General features: G+C 39.0%; 19 protein-coding genes. 9 read left to right on the forward strand and 10 right to left on the reverse strand.

The features are described from left to right. Window positions 1–68: 68 nt before the first annotated feature. Window positions 69–1,529 (reverse strand): Gfo/Idh/MocA family protein, encoded by a 1,461-nt coding sequence (locus tag GYM62_RS06210; RefSeq protein WP_219958756.1) that lies wholly within the window; start codon window positions 1,527–1,529, stop codon window positions 69–71. A 287-nt stretch (window positions 1,530–1,816) separates the two neighbouring features. Here GYM62_RS06210 and GYM62_RS06215 point away from each other — a divergent pair, with 287 nt between their 5' ends. From GYM62_RS06215 to GYM62_RS06225, 3 genes are all read left to right on the forward strand, one after another. Continuing rightward, window positions 1,817–3,424, forward strand: a complete 1,608-nt coding sequence (locus GYM62_RS06215) for a beta-N-acetylhexosaminidase (protein WP_219958757.1) — start codon at window positions 1,817–1,819, stop codon at window positions 3,422–3,424. A 163-nt stretch (window positions 3,425–3,587) separates the two neighbouring features. Next, window positions 3,588–4,940 (forward strand): sodium:alanine symporter family protein, encoded by a 1,353-nt coding sequence (locus tag GYM62_RS06220; RefSeq protein ID WP_219958758.1) that lies wholly within the window; start codon window positions 3,588–3,590, stop codon window positions 4,938–4,940. Continuing rightward, window positions 4,937–6,037: a glycerate kinase gene (locus GYM62_RS06225; protein WP_219958759.1), complete on the forward strand. Its 1,101-nt coding sequence runs from the start codon at window positions 4,937–4,939 to the stop codon at window positions 6,035–6,037. The genes GYM62_RS06220 and GYM62_RS06225 overlap by 4 nt, the downstream gene beginning before the upstream one ends. Window positions 6,038–6,082: 45 nt before the next feature. Here the strand turns inward: GYM62_RS06225 and GYM62_RS06230 are convergent, their stop codons facing one another. The 6 genes from GYM62_RS06230 to GYM62_RS06255 all read right to left on the reverse strand — a co-directional run bounded on the left by GYM62_RS06230 (window position 6,083) and on the right by GYM62_RS06255 (window position 8,708). Beyond that, window positions 6,083–6,226: a hypothetical protein gene (locus tag GYM62_RS06230; RefSeq protein ID WP_186300077.1), complete on the reverse strand. Its 144-nt coding sequence runs from the start codon at window positions 6,224–6,226 to the stop codon at window positions 6,083–6,085. A gap of 80 nt (window positions 6,227–6,306) precedes the next feature. Then, window positions 6,307–6,498 (reverse strand): hypothetical protein, encoded by a 192-nt coding sequence (locus tag GYM62_RS06235; RefSeq protein ID WP_091653931.1) that lies wholly within the window; start codon window positions 6,496–6,498, stop codon window positions 6,307–6,309. A 56-nt stretch (window positions 6,499–6,554) separates the two neighbouring features. Next, window positions 6,555–7,040: a hypothetical protein gene (locus tag GYM62_RS06240; RefSeq protein WP_144605109.1), complete on the reverse strand. Its 486-nt coding sequence runs from the start codon at window positions 7,038–7,040 to the stop codon at window positions 6,555–6,557. A gap of 308 nt (window positions 7,041–7,348) precedes the next feature. Continuing rightward, window positions 7,349–7,705: a response regulator gene (locus tag GYM62_RS06245; protein ID WP_091653927.1), complete on the reverse strand. Its 357-nt coding sequence runs from the start codon at window positions 7,703–7,705 to the stop codon at window positions 7,349–7,351. 99 nt (window positions 7,706–7,804) lie between these two features. Beyond that, window positions 7,805–8,128, reverse strand: coding sequence for a DUF962 domain-containing protein (locus GYM62_RS06250; protein WP_219958760.1), 324 nt, complete (start codon window positions 8,126–8,128; stop codon window positions 7,805–7,807). A gap of 1 nt (window position 8,129) precedes the next feature. Next, a complete protein-coding gene (locus GYM62_RS06255; RefSeq protein WP_219958761.1) occupies window positions 8,130–8,708 on the reverse strand; it encodes a DUF4136 domain-containing protein in 579 nt (192 codons plus the stop codon). Window positions 8,709–8,846: 138 nt separating this feature from the next. Here GYM62_RS06255 and GYM62_RS06260 point away from each other — a divergent pair, with 138 nt between their 5' ends. Then, entirely contained in the window at window positions 8,847–9,329 is a 483-nt protein-coding gene (locus GYM62_RS06260) for a dCMP deaminase family protein (RefSeq protein WP_091653922.1), read from the forward strand. Here the strand turns inward: GYM62_RS06260 and murB are convergent. Continuing rightward, the gene (gene murB, locus GYM62_RS06265) at window positions 9,326–10,339 is read right to left on the reverse strand and encodes a UDP-N-acetylmuramate dehydrogenase (RefSeq protein WP_144605115.1); all 1,014 of its coding nucleotides are present in this window, start codon (window positions 10,337–10,339) and stop codon (window positions 9,326–9,328) included. The genes GYM62_RS06260 and murB overlap by 4 nt on opposite strands. 69 nt (window positions 10,340–10,408) lie before the next feature. Here murB and GYM62_RS06270 point away from each other — a divergent pair, with 69 nt between their 5' ends. From GYM62_RS06270 to egtD, 3 genes are read left to right on the forward strand one after another with little or no spacing between them, the layout of a single operon-like run. After that, the gene (locus GYM62_RS06270) at window positions 10,409–11,353 is read left to right on the forward strand and encodes a succinylglutamate desuccinylase/aspartoacylase family protein (protein ID WP_144605117.1); all 945 of its coding nucleotides are present in this window, start codon (window positions 10,409–10,411) and stop codon (window positions 11,351–11,353) included. Between the two features lie 42 nt (window positions 11,354–11,395). After that, window positions 11,396–12,541 (forward strand): ergothioneine biosynthesis protein EgtB, encoded by a 1,146-nt coding sequence (gene egtB, locus GYM62_RS06275; protein WP_219958762.1) that lies wholly within the window; start codon window positions 11,396–11,398, stop codon window positions 12,539–12,541. 5 nt (window positions 12,542–12,546) lie between these two features. Then, window positions 12,547–13,515, forward strand: coding sequence for an L-histidine N(alpha)-methyltransferase (egtD, locus tag GYM62_RS06280; protein ID WP_219958763.1), 969 nt, complete (start codon window positions 12,547–12,549; stop codon window positions 13,513–13,515). A gap of 163 nt (window positions 13,516–13,678) precedes the next feature. Here egtD and GYM62_RS06285 read toward each other — a convergent pair whose 3' ends face one another. Then, window positions 13,679–15,409, reverse strand: a complete 1,731-nt coding sequence (locus GYM62_RS06285) for a phospho-sugar mutase (protein ID WP_219958764.1) — start codon at window positions 15,407–15,409, stop codon at window positions 13,679–13,681. Between the two features lie 180 nt (window positions 15,410–15,589). On the opposite strand from GYM62_RS06285, the gene GYM62_RS06290 reads away from it, so the two are divergent. Continuing rightward, entirely contained in the window at window positions 15,590–16,387 is a 798-nt protein-coding gene (locus GYM62_RS06290) for a hypothetical protein (RefSeq protein ID WP_219958765.1), read from the forward strand. Window positions 16,388–16,398: 11 nt separating this feature from the next. After that, the gene (locus tag GYM62_RS06295; protein WP_219958766.1) at window positions 16,399–18,222 is read left to right on the forward strand and encodes a glycoside hydrolase family 2 protein; all 1,824 of its coding nucleotides are present in this window, start codon (window positions 16,399–16,401) and stop codon (window positions 18,220–18,222) included. A gap of 484 nt (window positions 18,223–18,706) precedes the next feature. Here the strand turns inward: GYM62_RS06295 and hppD are convergent, their stop codons facing one another. Beyond that, a complete protein-coding gene (hppD, locus tag GYM62_RS06300; RefSeq protein ID WP_219958767.1) occupies window positions 18,707–19,801 on the reverse strand; it encodes a 4-hydroxyphenylpyruvate dioxygenase in 1,095 nt (364 codons plus the stop codon). Window positions 19,802–19,849: the final 48 nt, after the last annotated feature.

Raw genomic sequence — 19,849 nt, forward strand, 5'->3', positions numbered from 1 at the left:
TTCTTTAAAATAAAAAAGAGCGCTGGGCTTATTTAAAGTCAGCGCTCTTTTATTATAAATAAATGCTTCTAAAGTGTGTAATCCCCTCGATATTCCCGCTTTACAAATTGATTTGCTGGATCAAAATTGGTGATTTTCATATTTGGTCCATCCCAAACCAATTTGATTCCTCTGCCTGGGTAATCGAATTGATTGTCATTTCCTCCAGGTCTTGGTACTCTGTAGTCATAGGACCTAATTGCAAGATTTCCCATCAAAACAGATTCAGTCAATGGCCCTGCCACACTGAAAGGAGAACTCAATTGTTGATATTCTTTTGAGCCATAACCTCCGATACAAGCTTCTACCCAGTTTCTGTAATGCCCCCTGTCTCCATCCGGTACTCGGTACAATGTTTCAGGAACATTGATGTCTTTGGTTTTGGAAGTAGGTAATAGTTGTGGGTTGACCCCATATGTGGAGCACATCATTTTTCCTTTTGTTCCCTCGATAATTACTCCGTTGCCTCCGTCTCCCATTTGTTCGTTAGGCTCCAATTCCTCAGGTCTCGTTGGTTGAATACCTCCATCCATCCAGTGAAACTCTAGATCTTCTTTTCCAGGTCTGTCAAACCTTAATGTGATATGGGAAGAAGGAGGGCAGCTGTCTGGGAAGTATCCTCTTTGAAATTCACCTACGTAGACTGATCCTACTGAGCATTCTGCGGATTTAGGGTAGCCTAATCCTAAAACTCTAAATGGTGGCTCCATAATATGGCATGCCATATCTCCTAATGCACCTGTTCCATAATCCCACCAACCTCTCCAATTAAATGGAACCAGATTTCCTACATAATCTTTGTAAGGAGCTGTCCCAAGCCATAAATCCCAATCCAGATCGCTTGGAGGTGTCATGGGTTCATTGGGCCATGGAATACCTTGTGGCCAAACAGGCCTATTGGTCCAGGAGTAAACTTTTGTAGCTTCTCCAATCAACCCTGCATTATACCATTCTACCATTTTTCTGACACCGTCCCCAGAAGATCCCTGGTTTCCCATCTGGGTTACCACTTTGTACTTTTCTGCAGCCTGAGTCAACATTCTTGCCTCATAGATGTCATGAGACAGAGGTTTTTGAACGTAAACATGTTTTCCCATTTTCATGGCCATCATCGCCTGCACGGCATGCATATGATCCGGAGTAGACACTGTGACCGCGTCAATGTTTTTTTCCTCCTTTTCCAACATGACTCTGAAGTCTTTGTAATAAGGAGCTTTTGGATGTTGATCTCTTGCTCTTTGGGCTCTGGTATCGTCTACATCACATAAGGCAACTATCTCAGCCTTTTCACTTCTATATACTCCACTAACATCATTGTAGCCCATTCCTCCAACTCCAATTCCTGCTACTCTGAGTTTGTCACTAGGTGCCACAAAGCCCGGTCCGCCTAAAACATGTCTTGGTACAATATAGAATCCCGCCAAGGCTAAAGTTGAGCCTTTGAGGAATTCTCTTCTTGAATTAGTTTTTATCTCTTTTTTGTCTTTCATGGTTACTTGGGAAAATCAATAAAAGGTATGCTTATGTTCTTTATTTCAAGTGTAGTCTATTACTGATTGAGGAGGATAACTTTCAATGATCCAGAAAGCTCAAATCCATTTATATGATTTCAATTTAAAAAAATCATGGGGATACTGATTTTAATTTTTGAATAATGGAAAGGATTTGATGCAAAAGGCGCATTCATTCCCATATTCATCTTTTTCAAATAAATTTGATAAAAGGAAATGGATAAAAAAAATTTTTATTTAAGTTTACTCAAACCCAATCAATAATCATGAAAAAATTCAAACTGGCTTTCGCGATGTCAATCGTGCTGTTAGTGACTGCCTGCCAAAATCAAAAGGAATCATTAGATGCTGTGGGTATCATGCCCTTACCAGCGAGTGTGGTTCCTGCCTCGGGAAGCTTTCAGGTGAATGAATCGACTTCTATACAAATATCTGGTGCTGGAGAAGAACTTTCTTTCATCGCAGATTATTTAGCTCAGAAACTCCGTAATGCTACGGGTTTTGCGATCCCAGTATCTGGTGATGCTGGCTCTATTGTTTTGGACCTCAAATCAAATTCTGGAGATGAATCCTATGAATTGGAGATAGGAGAAGAAAAAATAGTCATATCCTCGAATGGAGCTTCAGGAATATTTTATGGTGTTCAAACCCTTCTACAAGCCTTTCCAGCTGAGTTATTAGCTCCTAATCCGAGCAATCAAACCTGGGAAGTACCTGCAGGGAAAATTGTAGACAAACCAGAGTATGCCTATAGAGGGTCTATGCTGGATGTTTCCAGACATTTTATGGGTGTTGAGGAAGTGAAGCACTATATAGATCTGATGGCCGAGCTAAAGTTAAACTATCTGCATTTACACTTAACCGATGATCAGGGTTGGAGAATTGAAATCAAATCCTGGCCTAAACTGACAGAAATAGGCGGAAGTACTCAAGTTGGAGGTGGAGAAGGTGGATATTATACACAGGAAGATTATGTGGATATAGTAAAGTATGCCTCTCAGAGGTTTATTACTATTGTCCCTGAAGTGGATATGCCTGGGCATACCAATGCTATTTTAGCTTCCTATGGTGAGTTGAATTCCGGGATCAATTTACCGGATGGTGATACAGAGACTGTTACCAAATCTGTCGAAAGAGCTGAGGGGGATTTAAAAAAGTCCAATATTATTAGAGAACCGGCTGAGCTATATACGGGAATTGAAGTAGGATTCAGCACTTTGGATACTGATCTGGAATTAACTTATCAATTGATTGATGACGTAGTAAGGGAGCTTTCAGCAATCACTCCAGGGCCTTATTTTCATATTGGCGGGGATGAGTCCCATGTAACCAAAAAAGATGATTATATCTATTTCATAGAGCGTGTTCAGGAGATAGTAAAGAGTCATGGTAAAACCAGCATTGGCTGGGACGAAATTGCCACCACTACTTTATTACCGGGGAATGTTGCACAATTTTGGGCTATGGCGGATAATGCTAAACTGGCTCAAGAGCAAGGAAATCAGGTATTAATGTCCCCTGCAAAAAAGGCTTACTTGGATATGCAGTATGATTCCACCACTAGAATAGGATTGCATTGGGCTGCCTATATTGAACTGGATTCTGCTTATCTATGGGATCCAGCCAATTACACTGAAGGAATCAGCAAGAAGGACATTTTAGGAGTCGAAGCGCCTTTATGGACTGAAACCGTGGTCAATAGAGATGATTTAGAATACCTGGTTTTCCCGAGACTGGCAGCAATTGCTGAGGTAGCTTGGACTCCAACGGAAAAAAGAAATTGGGAAAGCTTTAAAAAGCGAATTGCTATTCAAGGAAAAAGATGGGAATTGAGAGATATTAATTTCTATAAATCACCCAAAGTGGAGTGGTAGAAAAAACTAAAATTTGAGCCCAAGTTGAAATTATCAGCTTGGGTTTTTTACTTTTAGGAATAGTTCGAAAATCTAGGATTTTGAGGAAAATCGGCCTAATATGGTCCTTTTAAAATAAATTAGAAATGACAGAGTCATCTGTCTGATAAACAAAAAGATAAGAATGGGAGACATTATTATTTCCTTTGCAAATTGGATATGGGGTACGCCCATGTTGCTTTTATTGATGGGTGGCGGTATGATTTTGTTGTTTCACTCCGGCTTTGTTCCATTTCGGAAAATCGGACATGCCATCAGCCTTCTTAGAGGAAAATATGACGATGATCTGGCTCCAGGGCAGATTACCTCATTTCAAGCTCTTTCAGCCGCAATAGCCGCTACAGTAGGATTGGGGAATATCAGTGGCGTGGCAATAGCAATCAATATGGGAGGCCCAGGCGCCATTTTTTGGATGTGGGTTTCCGCATTCGTGGGAATGGCAACCAAATTTTATAGCTGTAGCCTTGCCATCATGTTTAGAGGAAAAGACACTGCCGGTGTGGTTCAAGGTGGTCCTATGTACGTGATAGAAGAGGGCATGGGGAAAAAATGGAAATTTCTCTCCATCATATTTTCAGTTGCCGGTGTAATAGGTCTTTTAGCAATTTTTCAGGCCAATCAATTATCTGCTGTATTCAGAGCTGTGATGCTTGAACCATCAGGAGTTCCTACAGGAGAAACGACAAGGTGGATAATCGGTATTTCTATGATGTTGCTTGTATCTATCGTAATTCTGGGAGGGATACAACGAATTGCTGTCGTGGCATCCAAGCTGGTTCCTTTTATGGTAGCCCTTTACTTTACAACGGTCTTGATTATTGTTGCAAAATATATTGGTGATGTTCCTGAAATGTTGGTTAGAATCGTAACCGATGCATTTACTGGAGAGGCGGCAGCAGGTGGTGCTGTTGGAGCAGTAATTATAACAGGAGCCAGAAGAGCTGCCTTTTCCAATGAAGCAGGTATTGGTACAGCCCCTATGGTTCACGGAGCATCCAAAAATAGAGAGCCTATTAGAGAAGGATTGATAGCGATGTTAGGTCCATTTATCGATACGATCGTGGTTTGTACTCTAACTGCTTTGGTTATTATGTTGACAGGTGTTTGGCAAAGTACAGAAGCTGATGGAGTAAGACTTACCTTGAATGCTTTTGAAACGGCCCTACCTGGAATCGGAAAATACCTACTAATGACTGCCGTTCTAATTTTCGCACTTTCCACCATGTTCACCTATTCTTATTATGGACATAAGTGTTTCAATTATCTTTTCGGGGCCAAAAAAGCTGACTTTTACAATTATTTCTATTTGATCACGATTGTAATGGGAGCTGTAGCTTCCTTAGAAGTTGTGGTGAGTTTGGTAGATGGAATGTATGCGATCATGGCAATTCCAACGATGATTTCCACCATATATCTGGCACCGAAAGTTAAAGCAGCTGCAAAAGATTATTTCGAAAGAATGAAAGCTGAAAAATGAAAGTCTTGATTGCCCCGAATGCTTTTAAAGGTACCTTAAGCGCTGAAGAGGCCGGGGCAATCATAGCTTCATTTTGCATTGATAAGTATGCTGGAGTTCACACACAAGTTGTTCCTATAGCTGATGGAGGAGATGGAACCTGTAATCTTCTCAGTAAATTTTTAAACCTAAAGCAGGTAAATGCCTGGACTTTAGATCCAATTGGGAGACCAACGATAGGTTTTTTTAGCCTCGATGAAATCTCAAAAAAAGCATATCTGGATGTTTCAACAGCCTCTGGAATTGCATTAATAGCTGACAGTCAAAAAAATCCTTGGATAGCTTCTACTTTTGGAACAGGGCTGTTGATTAAAAAAGCTATAGGGATGGGATCCAAGGAGATTATTCTTGGCTTAGGAGGGAGTGCTACAGTAGACTTGGGCTTGGGGATTCTTCAAGCTTTGGGATTTGTCTTTCTGGATCAAAATGGAAGAGAGATTCTACCATTCACTGATCGTGTGCAACAGGCAATCAGTCATATTCAAAGCCCAGTTCCCTTACCTAATATCCGCTTTACTTGCTTGTGTGATGTACGAAATCAATTTTTCGGGAATCATGGAGCTATTCCGGTTTTTGGCCCTCAGAAGGGTTTGAAATCTAAAGAATTGACTGCCTTTGAAACTTCCTCAGAAAAGAATGTTGCTCTATTATTTAAGAAAGCCAAAAAGGAGTTTGTAGATAAATCAGGATTTGGAGCGGCTGGAGGGATTGCTTTGGGCTTATCAGCGTTTTTTAATACAGATATTGAATTTGGTTCCCCCTATTTTTTTGAAAGAATAGGATTAGAAGATCTTATCAAAGAAAGTGATTGGGTGATTACGGGAGAGGGGAGATATGATGCTCAGTCGGAAGAGGGAAAGGCTTGTTTCGAACTTTTGAAACTTTGTTGGAAGCATGGTAAAAAATCAGTTTTAATCAGTTCCGGGGAGGAGGGGAAAAAAGCAGGGTTCGACCATTTTGTTAAGCTCGAAGATCTAGATTTTTTGTCCCAAAGTTTGAAAAATGATGCTGAGACAGCGCTATTAAAAAGTTTATCTCTTCAATTAGATCTACAATAAAAAAGGAGGCTAAGCCTCCCTTTTAAATGTATAAATCTTGTGTGATTAATCCTTCTTGCTTTTTGAGAAAGTACTTCTGGCATCAATTGCGGAAAGACCTGCACCTAGTCCTATTAGAATGCAAACGATTAAAATGAACAACTGTGCTCCTGAGGCAATTGGTGAAGTGAATATATCAAGTAGAATCATAATTTTATTGGTATATAATGATGGCCCGAAGATACTTTCAAAGAAGGAAAATACCAACATAAAGGCACCACAATTATGGTTTAGTCTAAATCGTCTTCGAAATCATCTTCGAAGTCCTCGTCGAATTCATCGTCTTCGTCGAAGTCCATGATGTTATCATCTACAAATTCATTTTCCTCATCGAGATCGTATTCGTCCTCGAAATCAGAATCGAAATCATCTTCGTCTTCGATATCATCGAAGTCATCGAAATCGTCGTCAAATTCCTCCATAGTTGTTTGTTAAAGGGCACTTAGTTTAGATTGCGCGAATTAAAATAAAATTTTATTTAGCTCAATGCATGCGAGATGAATTTTTTTTCATTTTGCTCTAAATCGAAAACAGGAGTTTGCTTTTCCCATCTTTCCCTTAATACTTGAGCCCAAGTTTCTAAGTAAAGGATGACATCATTTTTTTTGTTTTGGGAAAGATTGTTTCTGACCTCAAATGGAAGTTGGGATAAAACTTCCGGAGCTGATAATCTTTCTAAATGACCCAAATCATCTAAAGTCAACCCATAATTCAGCATATTTTCTATAATCAAATCAATAGGATAACCAGAGGTAGGACAAAACTCCAGAATCTGGTCATTCCAATCTCCTGATCTTTCCATAGCAAATCGATGTATTTCGGCTTTTGACAAACTTGTCAATTCCTGAGCAAGATTCCCACAGTTGCAGGCACCCATGTGACCCCACTGATAGGCTGCTCCATTCTTCAACTTCTTCGCGGTTCTCTCTATAGCTGCTATTAGTTCGGCTTTAATCTCTTTCATGTGTTTAGAATTTGTTTTTCGAAGGTCACTACCTGTCCCGAAAATCGGGATGGAATCCCTGCCTACGGCAGGCAGGTCGCACATTTTCCCCGATACTTCGGGGGCATCTCAGTGAGTGTCGTTCTCGTCGAGCTCGATTTCATCTGTTTATAGTTTGTTTTTTACAGATCAGATGGAATGCCCACAATAATTATCCTGCTTTGTGATATTTTTCCTTATGGGCATTTCATAAGGTTTAATTTACATAAAATTAAACTTATGAGAAGTTGAAAAGTTGGAGAAAAGGCAAAAAAAAATGACCCTGTGGGTCAGTTGAAGATGCTTTTGATGTATTTCTTAATAAGTGGCTTTGATAAATAATCTTTGACCACTTGATACTTGCTAGCTTTGTTGATATCTCTTTCATCAACCGAGCTGCTGAGGATATAAATTTCAGCTTCATTTTTTTGACTATCGAAATTATCGAGGAAATCCCAGCCTGTCATTTCAGGCATATTCAGATCTAAAAACAGATAATTTGGTCGGATTTGATAGATTTCATTGAGAGCAGTTTTGGCACTTTGATATTTAAAAAATTGACAGGGCTGCTTGACATTCTTAGAAATCAGCTTTTCAGTCACAAATGTGCTGATAGGGTCGTCGTCTATTAATACTATCGTTAACATCAAAATGCAAATATTTGCGCCTGAACTACATTAAAGCTATTACAAAAGTAATATACTTTTCAATCTTCGCAAATATATTGCCAAATAAATAAGACTGGTTTATATACTTTTTTTTGGATGAAATTTTTCTTTTCCAAGTAAAAGGTCAAAAAACAGTTTGAAATCAGAAATCAAGCTATAACCGGGATATTGAAAAGTAGCAGGTTTATTTTTTTCAAAGAAAAAATGTCCCACCCATGCAAAACCGTATCCTACAAATGGGATAGCTATGAGCCACAAATAATTTCCTGTCAAGATTGCGCTAAACAAAATCACAAATAGCAAGGCTGTACCAATGAAATGAAGGATCCTACAAGTTGGGTTTTGATGCTCTGAGAGGTAAAAAGGATAAAATTCATTCAAGGATTGATAGCGCTTTTCCATTTTATTTAGAGTTGATTAGTACGTCAGTTATAAATCTCTCAAGAATCTTGTCTGTAGTTTTCAGCACTTTTCTTTCCTTGAATTTAGCACTTTGAACCTCTGTAACACCAGTAAGGGTCATCAAAAACTTATCTTTTTTCGGATCAATAAAATCTACGATCACTTGAAGAAGCTCATAGCTACTGGATCTTACAGGTGTATTGAAAGAGGAGTAAGGATTGAAAGTCCAAGGATCCCAAACTCTATATCCCCAGAATGGCATAGGATAATTGAAATTATTGATTTCCCTCATTCTTTGGTCCTCGTTTGATGTGTATCGAATGACTAAATCAGGCTTAGTCCTGTCATATACCATGCCTTGAGCCTCTAGCGCCTCTCTCAAATGGTCCTGAACTTTCTCATCCAATAATTGCGCACTGAATCCTCGCATATTCACCTCTTGATTGATAATGACAAAGGATTTGTAGTTTGATACAGGAGCAATTTCTGTGTTCTCTTTGAAAATATCTATTGAACTACATGAGCATAGCCCAATGGCTAAAATGCAGACAAGGTGTACGGATATTTTAGATAAACTCATGAATATTTCTTTTTAGCTCAAAACGACTAAGCTGCTTAAAAGTTGAATATGTATAATATTTGACAAATTTTGGAAGGTTTCTGTTCCAATTTTGTTCCTACCTCACCTTAAGTAGTATTTTTGAGCAAATTATTAATTATGAGTAAACCCGATTTTGACGATATTTTTATGGAGTTGGCAGTAAACCTAGCCAAACGCTCTCATTGCATCAAAAAACACGTAGGCGCAGTTTTGACAAAGGACACCAGAATTATCTCCATCGGGTATAATGGTCCTCCTGCTGGTACGCACAACTGTGATGTTGAATTTCCAGAAAATGGTTGTGCGAGAGATAGCAAGGGGAGTTGTTCGCTAGCATTGCATGCGGAGCAAAATGCCATTCTTTATGCTGTAAAAAATAACACTTCAGTAGAAGGCTCTACATTGTATGTGACTTTAGCACCTTGCTTGCCCTGTGCCCGGATTATTTTCTCCATGGGGATCTCCAAAGTTGTGTACCTATTTTCCTATGCTGAATACAAAGGAATTGGGGTAGATGAAGGAGTTGAATTTTTGAAGAAATTTGGCGTTAGCGTAGAGCGTTATCAAAAAGAACTGGAGGTTCAGGATAGCCTGATTTAGAGGAAATTTACCTCCGGGTGTAATTCCACTCCAAACTTTTCCCGAACAGAAGCACGTATTTCCTGTGAAAGTTCAGCAATTGCTTTTCCGTCTCCATTGCCATGATTGACGAGTACTAAGGCTTGCTTGTCATGAACACCTATATTACCTACTCTTTTTCCTTTCCAGCCAGCTTTTTCTATCAACCATCCGGCTGCTAATTTCATACCCTCAGAAACTGGGTAGGCCGGGATTTCAGGGAATTCGCTTTTCAGTTTTTCAAAGAATTCCAAATCTATTGTAGGGTTTTTGAAAAATGAGCCAGCGTTTCCAATTTTTTCAGGGTCCGGTAGCTTGGATTGACGGATTGCAATTACGGCATCTGAAATGGCTTTTATGCTGAGGTCTCTGACTCCTTTTTCTGCTAAAACATCTCTAATAATGCCATATTCAGTATGAAATACAGGTTTTTTGGAAAGCTTGAATGTGACATAGCAAATGACATAAACATCCTTCAATTTATGCTTGAAAACGCTTTCTCTGTATCCAAATTCACATTGCTCGGCATCAAAAATTTCTACTTCTCCGGTAGTTCTATTGAGAGCCTTAAGGCTATGAAATACGTCTTTGAGTTCCACGCCATAAGCACCTATATTTTGCATGGGAGAAGCTCCAACTGTTCCGGGAATTAGCGACAGGTTTTCAATTCCAGCCCAGTCATTCTGAATAGTGTACAGAACCCATTCATGCCAGTTTTCTCCAGCTCCAACTTCAACCAAAACATGATCCTCAGTCTCCTTTAGTAACTCAATTCCTTTGATTTCAATTTTGATAATCAAGGCCTCCAGATCCTCAGTCAATAAAATATTGCTGCCTCCACCAAGAAATATGGTTCCAAGCTCATTTCTTTTTGCATAAGCCAATGCTTCTTTCAAATCTGAAATAGAGGTAACGATGACAAAAAATCTAGCTTTTTTATCAATACCAAAGGTGTTGTAGGGCTGAAGGGAAATGTTTTCTTGTATCTTCATAGCGGAATCAAAGATGCGAAATAAAGAAGTTTTGTTTGGAATAGAAATTTATTATTCCTTTCCCTTACTATGAAAGAGTTTCAGATCAACGGTGTCAAGATCAGACAAGGTCAGGCAGTGAATATTGAATTGCCAATTGCAAAATTACCCACACATACATTAATTGATTTACCGATTTTCATCAGGTCTGCCAAAGAGGAGGGACCCGTAGTATTGGTTAGTGGGGGAGTTCATGGGGATGAAATCAATGGAATAATTACAGCCAAACGGATTTTGGAAGAGATAGACAATGGGTTGGAGTTACTGAGGGGTACGCTGATTATCATTCCTCTAGTAAACATCTATGGTTTTCTTTCAAATAGTAGAACCTTTCCAGATGGACGAGATTTAAATAGGAGTTTTCCCGGTAGCAAAAAGGGCTCTTTAGCTGGGAGAATAGCCTACATTCTTAATGAGCAAATTATTCCCCACATAGATTATGGAATTGATTTTCATACCGGTGGAAGAATGCTGACCAATCACCCCCAAATTAGGGTCGATTTTCAGGATAAAAAGGCGATTGAATTAGCCATGGCTTTCGGGACCCATTTTGTGGTTAATTCTAAGTTGATTGAGAAATCATTCCGAAAAGCTGCTTTTAAAGCCAAAAAGCATCTTCTGGTTTTTGAAGGCGGAGAATCCATGAGGATAGATGAATTGTCTACTGACGAAGGAGTTGCCGGAATCAAGCGTATGTTATTTCATTTGGACATGTTGGAAAGTGGTCCTGAAAAGAAGGAAACCGTTATTTTACAAAGTAGTGACTGGATAAGAGCACGATCTTCAGGGATTTTCAACTCCTCTGTTCGCTTGGGTGATGAGGTTAAAAAAGGTCAGGTTGTCGCTAGGATTTCAGATCCTTATGGACATATCAAAATCCCCATCAAAGCTCCCTCCAATGGATATGTGATAGGTATCAATAATCTTCCGGTAATTAATGTAGGAGAAGCACTGATTCATTTGGGGAAAGCCTAAGTATTTTTTTATATTAGAAAAACCAATAACTACCCGTTTTTAATGAGACTTTTAGACGATTACAGGAGGATTCGAACCCACTCGATTTACCTTTGCTCCGACTTGATTACTGAGGATTTTAGCCTGCAAGCGTCGGAAGAAGTAAGTCCGCCTAAGTGGCATTTGGCACATACTTCCTGGTTTTTTGAGCAATTTATTTTAATTAAATACGCTGAAAAATATAGGGTTAAACATCCTCATTTCAACTTTCTATTTAATTCTTACTACAATGCAATGGGGCAAAGAACTGCCAGAAATCAGCGTGGCTTGATCACGAGACCATCAGTAGAAGAGGTGAAAGAATACAGGAAATATGTGGATCAAGCCATGGAAGGATTGATTAGAAAAGATAATCCTGAGATTAATGAATTGATTATTCTTGGATTGAATCATGAGCAGCAGCATCAGGAGCTTTTGCTGACTGATTTGAAATACAGCTTTTGGTTTAATCCTTTGGATCCTATCGTCATGGATATTGATGAATATCCACATGAAGAAAAGACTAAGTGGATTGAGATGGATGAAGGAATTTACCAAATAGGTTACGAGGGTGATTCCTTTTGTTTTGACAATGAATTAGGCAGACATAAAGTTTATCTACATCCTTATGCTATCTCATCTGCATTGGTGACTAATGGAGAATATTTGGAGTTTATAAAATCTGGAGCTTATTCTGAGCCAAGATATTGGCATGATGAAGGTTGGGCTTGGGTGAAAGAAAATAATATTGAAGCCCCCTTATATTGGGAAAAACAAAATAATACATGGACCTATTATACTTTAAACGGGAGGAAGTTTCTGGATCCCAAAGCAAGTCTATCTCATGTAAGCTTTTATGAGGCATCAGCTTTTGCCAGTTGGAAAGGCATGCGTTTACCTACTGAATTTGAATGGGAAGCTGCTCAGGAAAAATTCAATTGGGGAAATAGATGGGAGTGGACCAACTCTGCCTACTTGCCTTATCCGGGATTTATCATAGCGCCAGGGGCATTAGGAGAGTATAATGGTAAATTTATGGTTAATCAAATGGTTTTAAAAGGTGCATCCGTGGCTACACCTGAAGGGCATTCAAGACCGACATATAGAAACTTTTTTCATCCTAAATACAGATGGCAGTTTATGGGCATTCGCCTAGCCAAATCACTTTAAAGCTTATGAATGAAATTAAAAATGCATCTGAAACTTTTCTTCAGGATGTAATCAATGGGTTAACACAAAATCCAAAATCTCTGTCCTCCAAATACTTTTATGATGCAGCAGGAGATAAGCTCTTTCAAAAAATCATGGGGCTTTCGGAATACTATTTGACCAGGAAAGAATTTGAAATCTTTGAAAATCAGCATGCTGCCATATTTGGAAAGATCTTGAGATACTCCCAGGATTTCAACTTGGTAGAACTAGGGGCCGGAGATGGAATGAAAACCAAAATCCTGCTTAGATATCTACGATCTAAGCCGGAAATCAACTTTACGTATTTCCCTGTTGATATTTCCGGTTCAGTTTTACAGGAATTAAAGGATAATTTGGAAAGAGAATTACCCGAAATAGATGTTCATCCCATTCAAAATACCTACAGAAATGCTATGAAGGAAAGAGTTTGGGAAAATGGAAAGCCTACGCTAATCTTTTTTTTGGGGTCTAATATTGGCAATTTCTCTTTGAATGAATCCAAAGATGTCCTTCTTCATGTAGCACAAGGTACCCAAACGCATGATTGGCTATTATTGGGAGTGGATCTAAAGAAAGATCCATCCATCATTTTGCAGGCTTACAATGATAAACAGGGCGTTACTAGAGATTTTAACCTCAATTTATTAAAAAGAATCAATAGAGAGTTGGATGCCAATTTTGATTTGGAGCAATTTACACATTGGCCGATGTATGATCCACTTACAGGGGAATGCAGAAGTTATTTGATTTCCCAAAAAGAACAATTGGTAACTATTGGTGCTGCCAATAAACTCATTCGATTTGAGGCTTTTGAACCTATTTTCACTGAAATAAGCAGAAAATTCAGTGAGTCCGAAATCAGTCAATTGGCTTCAGAATGTGGATTTAAAGTCGTGGACTTTTTTACTGATTCTGAAAATTACTTCACGGATGTCCTGTGGCAAAGGATATAAAAAAGAGGTTGTCTAAAAAGTGCAATTTGTCACATTGAGCGAAGTCGAAATGTAGGCCACAACGATAGGAATGGCCTTCGACTCCCTGCCTGCGACAGGCAGGCGCTCAGGCTGACATTAGAACTATTTATGAGACAGTCTCTTTTTTCTAATCAATGGCTTATTAAGAAAAATAGCGCTTTAATCCTTCCAGTTTATCTTCTAACTGAGACTCTACCTTTCGGTAATCTGAAGTGGATGCCAGTGGTGCATGAACAGAGAAGTAATATTTGATTTTGGGCTCAGTCCCTGAAGGCCTAGCTGATATCTTACTTCCATCTTCCAGGTAAAACTGCATTACATTGGAGGAATCCATGTCCAACTTTTCGGTCTTACCGGATTTGACATGTTTGATTATGCCTTCTTTTACATCGATGATTTTTTCTACGGACACTCCATTCATTTCCTTTGGAGGATTGAGTCTGAAATCCATCATCAAAGCCTGGATTTGTTCCGCTCCATCTTTTCCCTTTTTGGTTACAGAAATCAAGGCTTCTTTATAGAATTCGAATTGCTGGTAAACTTCTGCTAATACATCAAATACTGATTTTCCTTGAGTTTTGTAATAGGCAATCGCTTCAGCAACCATCGCGCAGGCACTTACTCCATCTTTATCTCTCACGAAGTCTCCTACCAAATAGCCATAGGACTCTTCCCCACCACCAACGAAGGTTTCTTTTCCTTCCAACTCACGGATAATAGCTGCAATATTTTTAAAACCTGTTAAAACATTAAAGCATTTCACACCGAAGCCCTCTGCTAAGCGATTGATTAGCTCTGTGGTTACAATGGTATTCACCATAAATTGATTTCCATCCAGCTTTCCAGCATCTTTCCATTTGCTGAGGAGATAGTAGGTAAGTAGAGTACCGGTTTGATTACCATTGAGCAATTCAAACTCGCCTTTTTCATTAGGTACTACAGCCGCATATCTATCTCCGTCTGGATCACATGCCAAAATCAGATCAGCATTGACCTTCTTTCCTAACTCCACAGACAATGTCAAAGCTTCAGCTTCCTCAGGGTTAGGATAGATTACAGTTGGGAAAGTCCCATCTGGCTCAGCTTGCTCTTTGACTATATTTACATTCGAGAACCCAAAGGTTTTTAGGGCTGCTGGCACCATTTTTCCTGAAGCCCCATGAATAGGAGAAAACACGATAGATAAATCCTTCTGAGCTTGAATCGCCTTTGGAGATAAACTCAATCCTTTGACTTTATCCAGATAAATTTGATCAAAACCCTCTTCTATGTATTCAAATAGATCATCATTCTTATCCCAGTTTACCAAATCAAAAGAGGTGATTTTCTGAACTTCCTTGATGATATTTTTATCATGGGGTGCTACGACTTGTGCTCCATCTTCCCAATATGCCTTATAGCCATTGTACTCCTTTGGATTATGGGAAGCTGTAATCATCACGCCACTTTTGCATGAAAAATGCCTCACAGCGAAAGAAAGCATTGGGGTCGGTCGCATTTCCCGGAAGTAATACACCTTGATGCCGTTGGCTGTTAAAACATCGGCAGTGGTTTTAGCGAAAAGAGTATTATTGATCCTGCTGTCATGGGTGATCGCAACAGCTATATCTTCATTGGGAAAGCATTTTATTAAATAATTGGCCAAGCCTTGGGTAGCCATCCCAACGGTGTAGACATTCATTCGGTTGGTTCCAACTCCCATTAACCCCCGAAGTCCCCCTGTACCAAACTCTAGGTCTTGGTAAAAGGAATCAATAAGTTCAGTTGGATTCTCTGTCTGAAGCTTTTTAATAGCATCTTTTGATTTCTGGTCTATGTTACCATCGAGCCATGCCTGTGCCCGCACTAAGATTGAAGGGTCTATAGAAGTCATTTTTTTTAAAAATTATAGCTTGATTCTAAGATATGGAAAATGTGAAAAAATGCCATTTAATTTTTGAAATTGATCGAAACATAGCCTGTCTATAAGAATGAAAAACGCCTCCTAATTTTTAAATGGATAGATAAAGTTTAATTTAGAGTCTGAAATAGCTTCACCCAAATGAATTACTTAATGGCAAAAGCCTCAAAACTTTATTTCGTTTTATTTTTAATCATGTTTGCTTCTTTTACTGCAAAGGATTTAAAAGAAGAGGAAACTATTGTTGTTAGGGAATCTACAGTGGATCTTCAGATTCGTGTAGGAGAAAAAATATTTGTCTTCGGAAAAGCGAATGGGAATTTGGAAAAAGTCAAGGTGGGTATGAATGTGCTCACATTTGTTCAAGTTCCAAAAATCGAAGGAGTCAGTAGTACCTATCAGAATTTTACCTGGAAGAGAAATTCCAACGGTAGTATACAAATCCAATCTAATTATAAACCAGGACCTGTTACTTTAACTTGGACTATATTTTCCAATGGTCAATTGAAAATGGAAGCCAATGGATATATAGACCAAACTCAAGATCTTATCGGGCTTAGTTTTGATTACCAAGTTTCTCAATTGAAAGAGGTAAGTTGGCTAAATTCGAAAAATTTGAGCGGAAGCTTTTTTCTAGAAAATGAGGCTAATGATGCTGCTATGGACGGTAAAAATATTTTGGAACTTCCTGAATTCCATAAAGTTAAATTGAATTTCGAATATGTTGGGGTGGAGATAAAATCGGAAAACCCAAGTATTGAACTCAATATGGGGCCGGTTTCTAAAGATGATCTAATGGGTTGGCAATCTGATATTAGCTTTCTGTCGATAGGTAAAAGAGAGCTGGCAAAAGAAAATATTTTGAGTGCTCCAGGTAAAGATTCTGAAAATTTAAAAACAAATACAGACAGAAAAATTGGACCTATGATACTATGGTTTGATTTTCATTAAACAATCCACTTATGCGCTCTAGTCTTTTTTTGATTTTATTGTTTAGTTGTACATATGCCTTTGGGCAGGCTAATTTTTTAAAGACTCCCTGGACGGATCAAGTTAGCTCGGATGCGCCTTTACAGGATTACCCAAGGCCTCAGTTAGTTCGTTCAGAGTGGCAGAATCTGAATGGACCCTGGGATTACAGCATTCTTCCAAAAGGCAGTTTGCCAGAGATTGGATTTGCTGGAAAAATCATCGTGCCTTTTCCTGTAGAATCTTACTTGTCTGGAGTTCAGCAACCCGTTGGTCCGGATAATGAAATTTGGTATCAAAAAGACTTCGAATTGGCTCTTAAATCTAATAAGAAAAGAATATTGCTGCATTTTGGAGCTGTTGACTGGGAGTCAGAAGTTTGGGTGAATGGGAAATCGCTTGGTATACATAGAGGAGGGTTTGACTCATTTTCCTATGATATCACCGATCATTTAGAGCCAGGAAAAAAACAGCAAATCAGAGTTAGAGTGTGGGATCCAAGTGATTCCGGTCCACAGCCAAGAGGAAAGCAAGTTAAAAACCCAAGAGGAATTTGGTATACACCGGTCACTGGAATTTGGCAAACCGTATGGTTAGAGTCAGTTCCTAAATCTTATATCTCTGAGACTTTCTCTGTTTCCAATTTTGAGCAAAAAACTCAAGTTTTTCATACTAGCGTAATTGAATCTAAACCCGGGCAGAAGGTTGAAATTCAATTGACCAATCAAGGCGTGCTAATTGCCTCTGGATCTAATTTTGTTGGTGAGCCTATTCAACTAAAATTGGAAAATCCAATTCCATGGTCTCCTCAGCAACCACATTTGTATGATGTTAAAATTAAATTACTTGATGGGAGCAAGGTCATTGATGAAGTCAGTTCATATGCCGCTTTTAGAGAGGTCAAAATGGCTAAAGCTCGAGACGGGCATCAGCGAATTTTTTTAAATGGAGAACCTTTATTTCAATATGGACCTTTAGACCAAGGCTGGTGGCCGGATGGATTGTATACTGCGCCAACCGATGAAGCTTTAGCTTTTGATATAGAAAAAACCAAGGAAATGGGCTTCAACATGATTAGAAAGCATGTGAAGGTAGAGCCTGCCAGATGGTATTACCATGCAGACAAATTAGGAATGCTAGTTTGGCAAGATATGCCTTCTGGAGACATGGGGAATAAATGGGAGATAAGACCTGGAGTGATTCGAGAAGGTACTTCCAAAGAAAGAAATGGAGAGTCTGAGTCAATTTTTAAGACTGAGTGGACTGAAATCATTCAAGAATTCAAATTCTTCCCTTCCATTGTTGTTTGGGTTCCTTTCAATGAAGCATGGGGCCAGTTTAAAACTGCTGAAATCGTGGATTTAACCAGAAAATTGGATCTAACCCGCTTGATAAATTCTGCCAGTGGGGGAAATTTTGAATGGGAGAATCCTAAGGAAGCCGACCTAGTGGGAGATATTTTAGATTTACATAATTATCCCGACCCTGTTATGCCAGATCCAACTTTATTTGGAGAGAAAAACATCTTGGTTCTTGGGGAATTTGGAGGATTAGGATTGCCGCTTGATGGTCATACTTGGCAAAATCGGGATAATTGGGGCTATCAGAGTTTTTCGGATCAAGCAGAGCTTTTTGCCAGGTACAGTCTTTTGATGGAGGATCTTAAAGAATTTATTCCTAAAGGATTAGCTGCGGCTATTTATACCCAAACTACAGACGTTGAAGTAGAAGTAAATGGATTAATGACCTATGATAGACAGGTATTCAAATTTGACCTGAATGCTCTAAAGAAATTACACAGTGAACTGTATCGATAAAAAAAGGGGCTGTCTCAAAAGTGCAATTTGTCACATTGAGCGAAGTCGAAATGTAGGACATGACGATAGAAATGGCCTTCGACTCCGCTACCAATGACAGATTAAATTAAATTCCGAAATTTCACTTATTTCGAAATTTAATTCTTTGTCATGGAAATTAAGCTTTAGCTAACTTAAAGTCCTACTGCTTCTACTAAGCATTTTCTTTTTTCTCTTCGTTCTTTTGCCTTGAAGCAAAAGAACCAAAAATTCAAGACGCAGCAAAGCTTCAACCGCACTAGGCCGGACGCTGGCCCGCTGCTGCGTCAGCCCACCGCGCCCTAACTAAAAAAAATTTTTCTAAAAGGGATGGATATCATTTGCGAAAGGACGACAGGCGAATCCATTTTAGATGAACCTGTCATCCCCTTTTTTGTATGTTCGAAGAATATTTAAGACTCAGGCTGACACTAGAGCTATTTATGAGACAGCCTCTTTATTTTTATTAAAGATTTCCTCTTAGTTCTTGCTCTCGTTCAATTGCTTCAAACAAAGCTTTGAAATTACCTTTTCCGAAAGAAGTTGCTCCTTTTCTTTGGATAATTTCTATGAAAAGAGTCGGTCTGTCCTGAAGTGGTTTGGTAAAGATTTGAAGTAAATAGCCTTCATCGTCTCTGTCAACCAAAATATTGAGTTTTTTCAATGGTTTGATATCTTCATCAATAGCACCAACTCTATCCAAGAGATCATCGTAGTAGGTTGCCGGAACCTCCAAGAATTCAACTCCTCTTTTTCTCAATTCACCTACTGTATGAATGATATCCTCTGTAGCAATAGCCATATGCTGTACTCCTGGGCCATTGTAGAAATCCAGATACTCTTCGATTTGGGACTTTTTCTTTCCCTCGGCAGGTTCGTTGATTGGAAACTTGATATAGCCATTTCCATTGGAAACCACTTTCGACATCAAAGCTGAATACTCTGTAGAAATGTCTTTATCATCAAATGTAACCAAGAGTTTAAAGCCCATTACATTTTCATAGAATTCTACCCAATGGTTCATTTCTCCCAATTCCACGTTTCCCACACAGTGGTCAATATGAAGTAGGCCTATGGATTCAGATTGATAGGTGCTTTTCCTCGGGATAAAGCCTGGCATGAAGATGCCTTTGTAATTTTTTCGTTCTACGAAAGTGTGAACAGTATCCCCATAAGTTTTAATTGAAGCTACTTTTACCTCCCCGTGCTCGTCTGTAAAAGTTCTAGGCTCATCAGCGGAAACAGCGCCTCTGGAGGTAGTTTCCTGCCATGCTTTCTCTGCATCATCCACCCACAAGGCTAATACTTTAACTCCATCACCATGCTTTTTGATGTGCTCAGCTATGTAATGGTCAGATTTTAGAGGAGAAGTCAAAACCAATCTGATTTTTCCCTGCTTCAATACATAGGAAGCTCTATCTCTGTAGCCAGTTTCCGGACCGGAATAAGCTATTAATTCGAAGCCAAAAGCATATTGATAAAATAAAGCAGCTTGCTTGGCATTGCCTACATATAATTCGACATAATCAGTCCCATTTATGGGCAAGAAGTCTTCACTCATGATAAGTTATGTTTGGGTTTTACAAAGAGTTGCTCAAAGTTAATGATT

Source organism: Algoriphagus sp. NBT04N3 (genome assembly GCF_019443765.1).
GTDB classification, from domain to species: domain Bacteria; phylum Bacteroidota; class Bacteroidia; order Cytophagales; family Cyclobacteriaceae; genus Algoriphagus; species Algoriphagus ornithinivorans.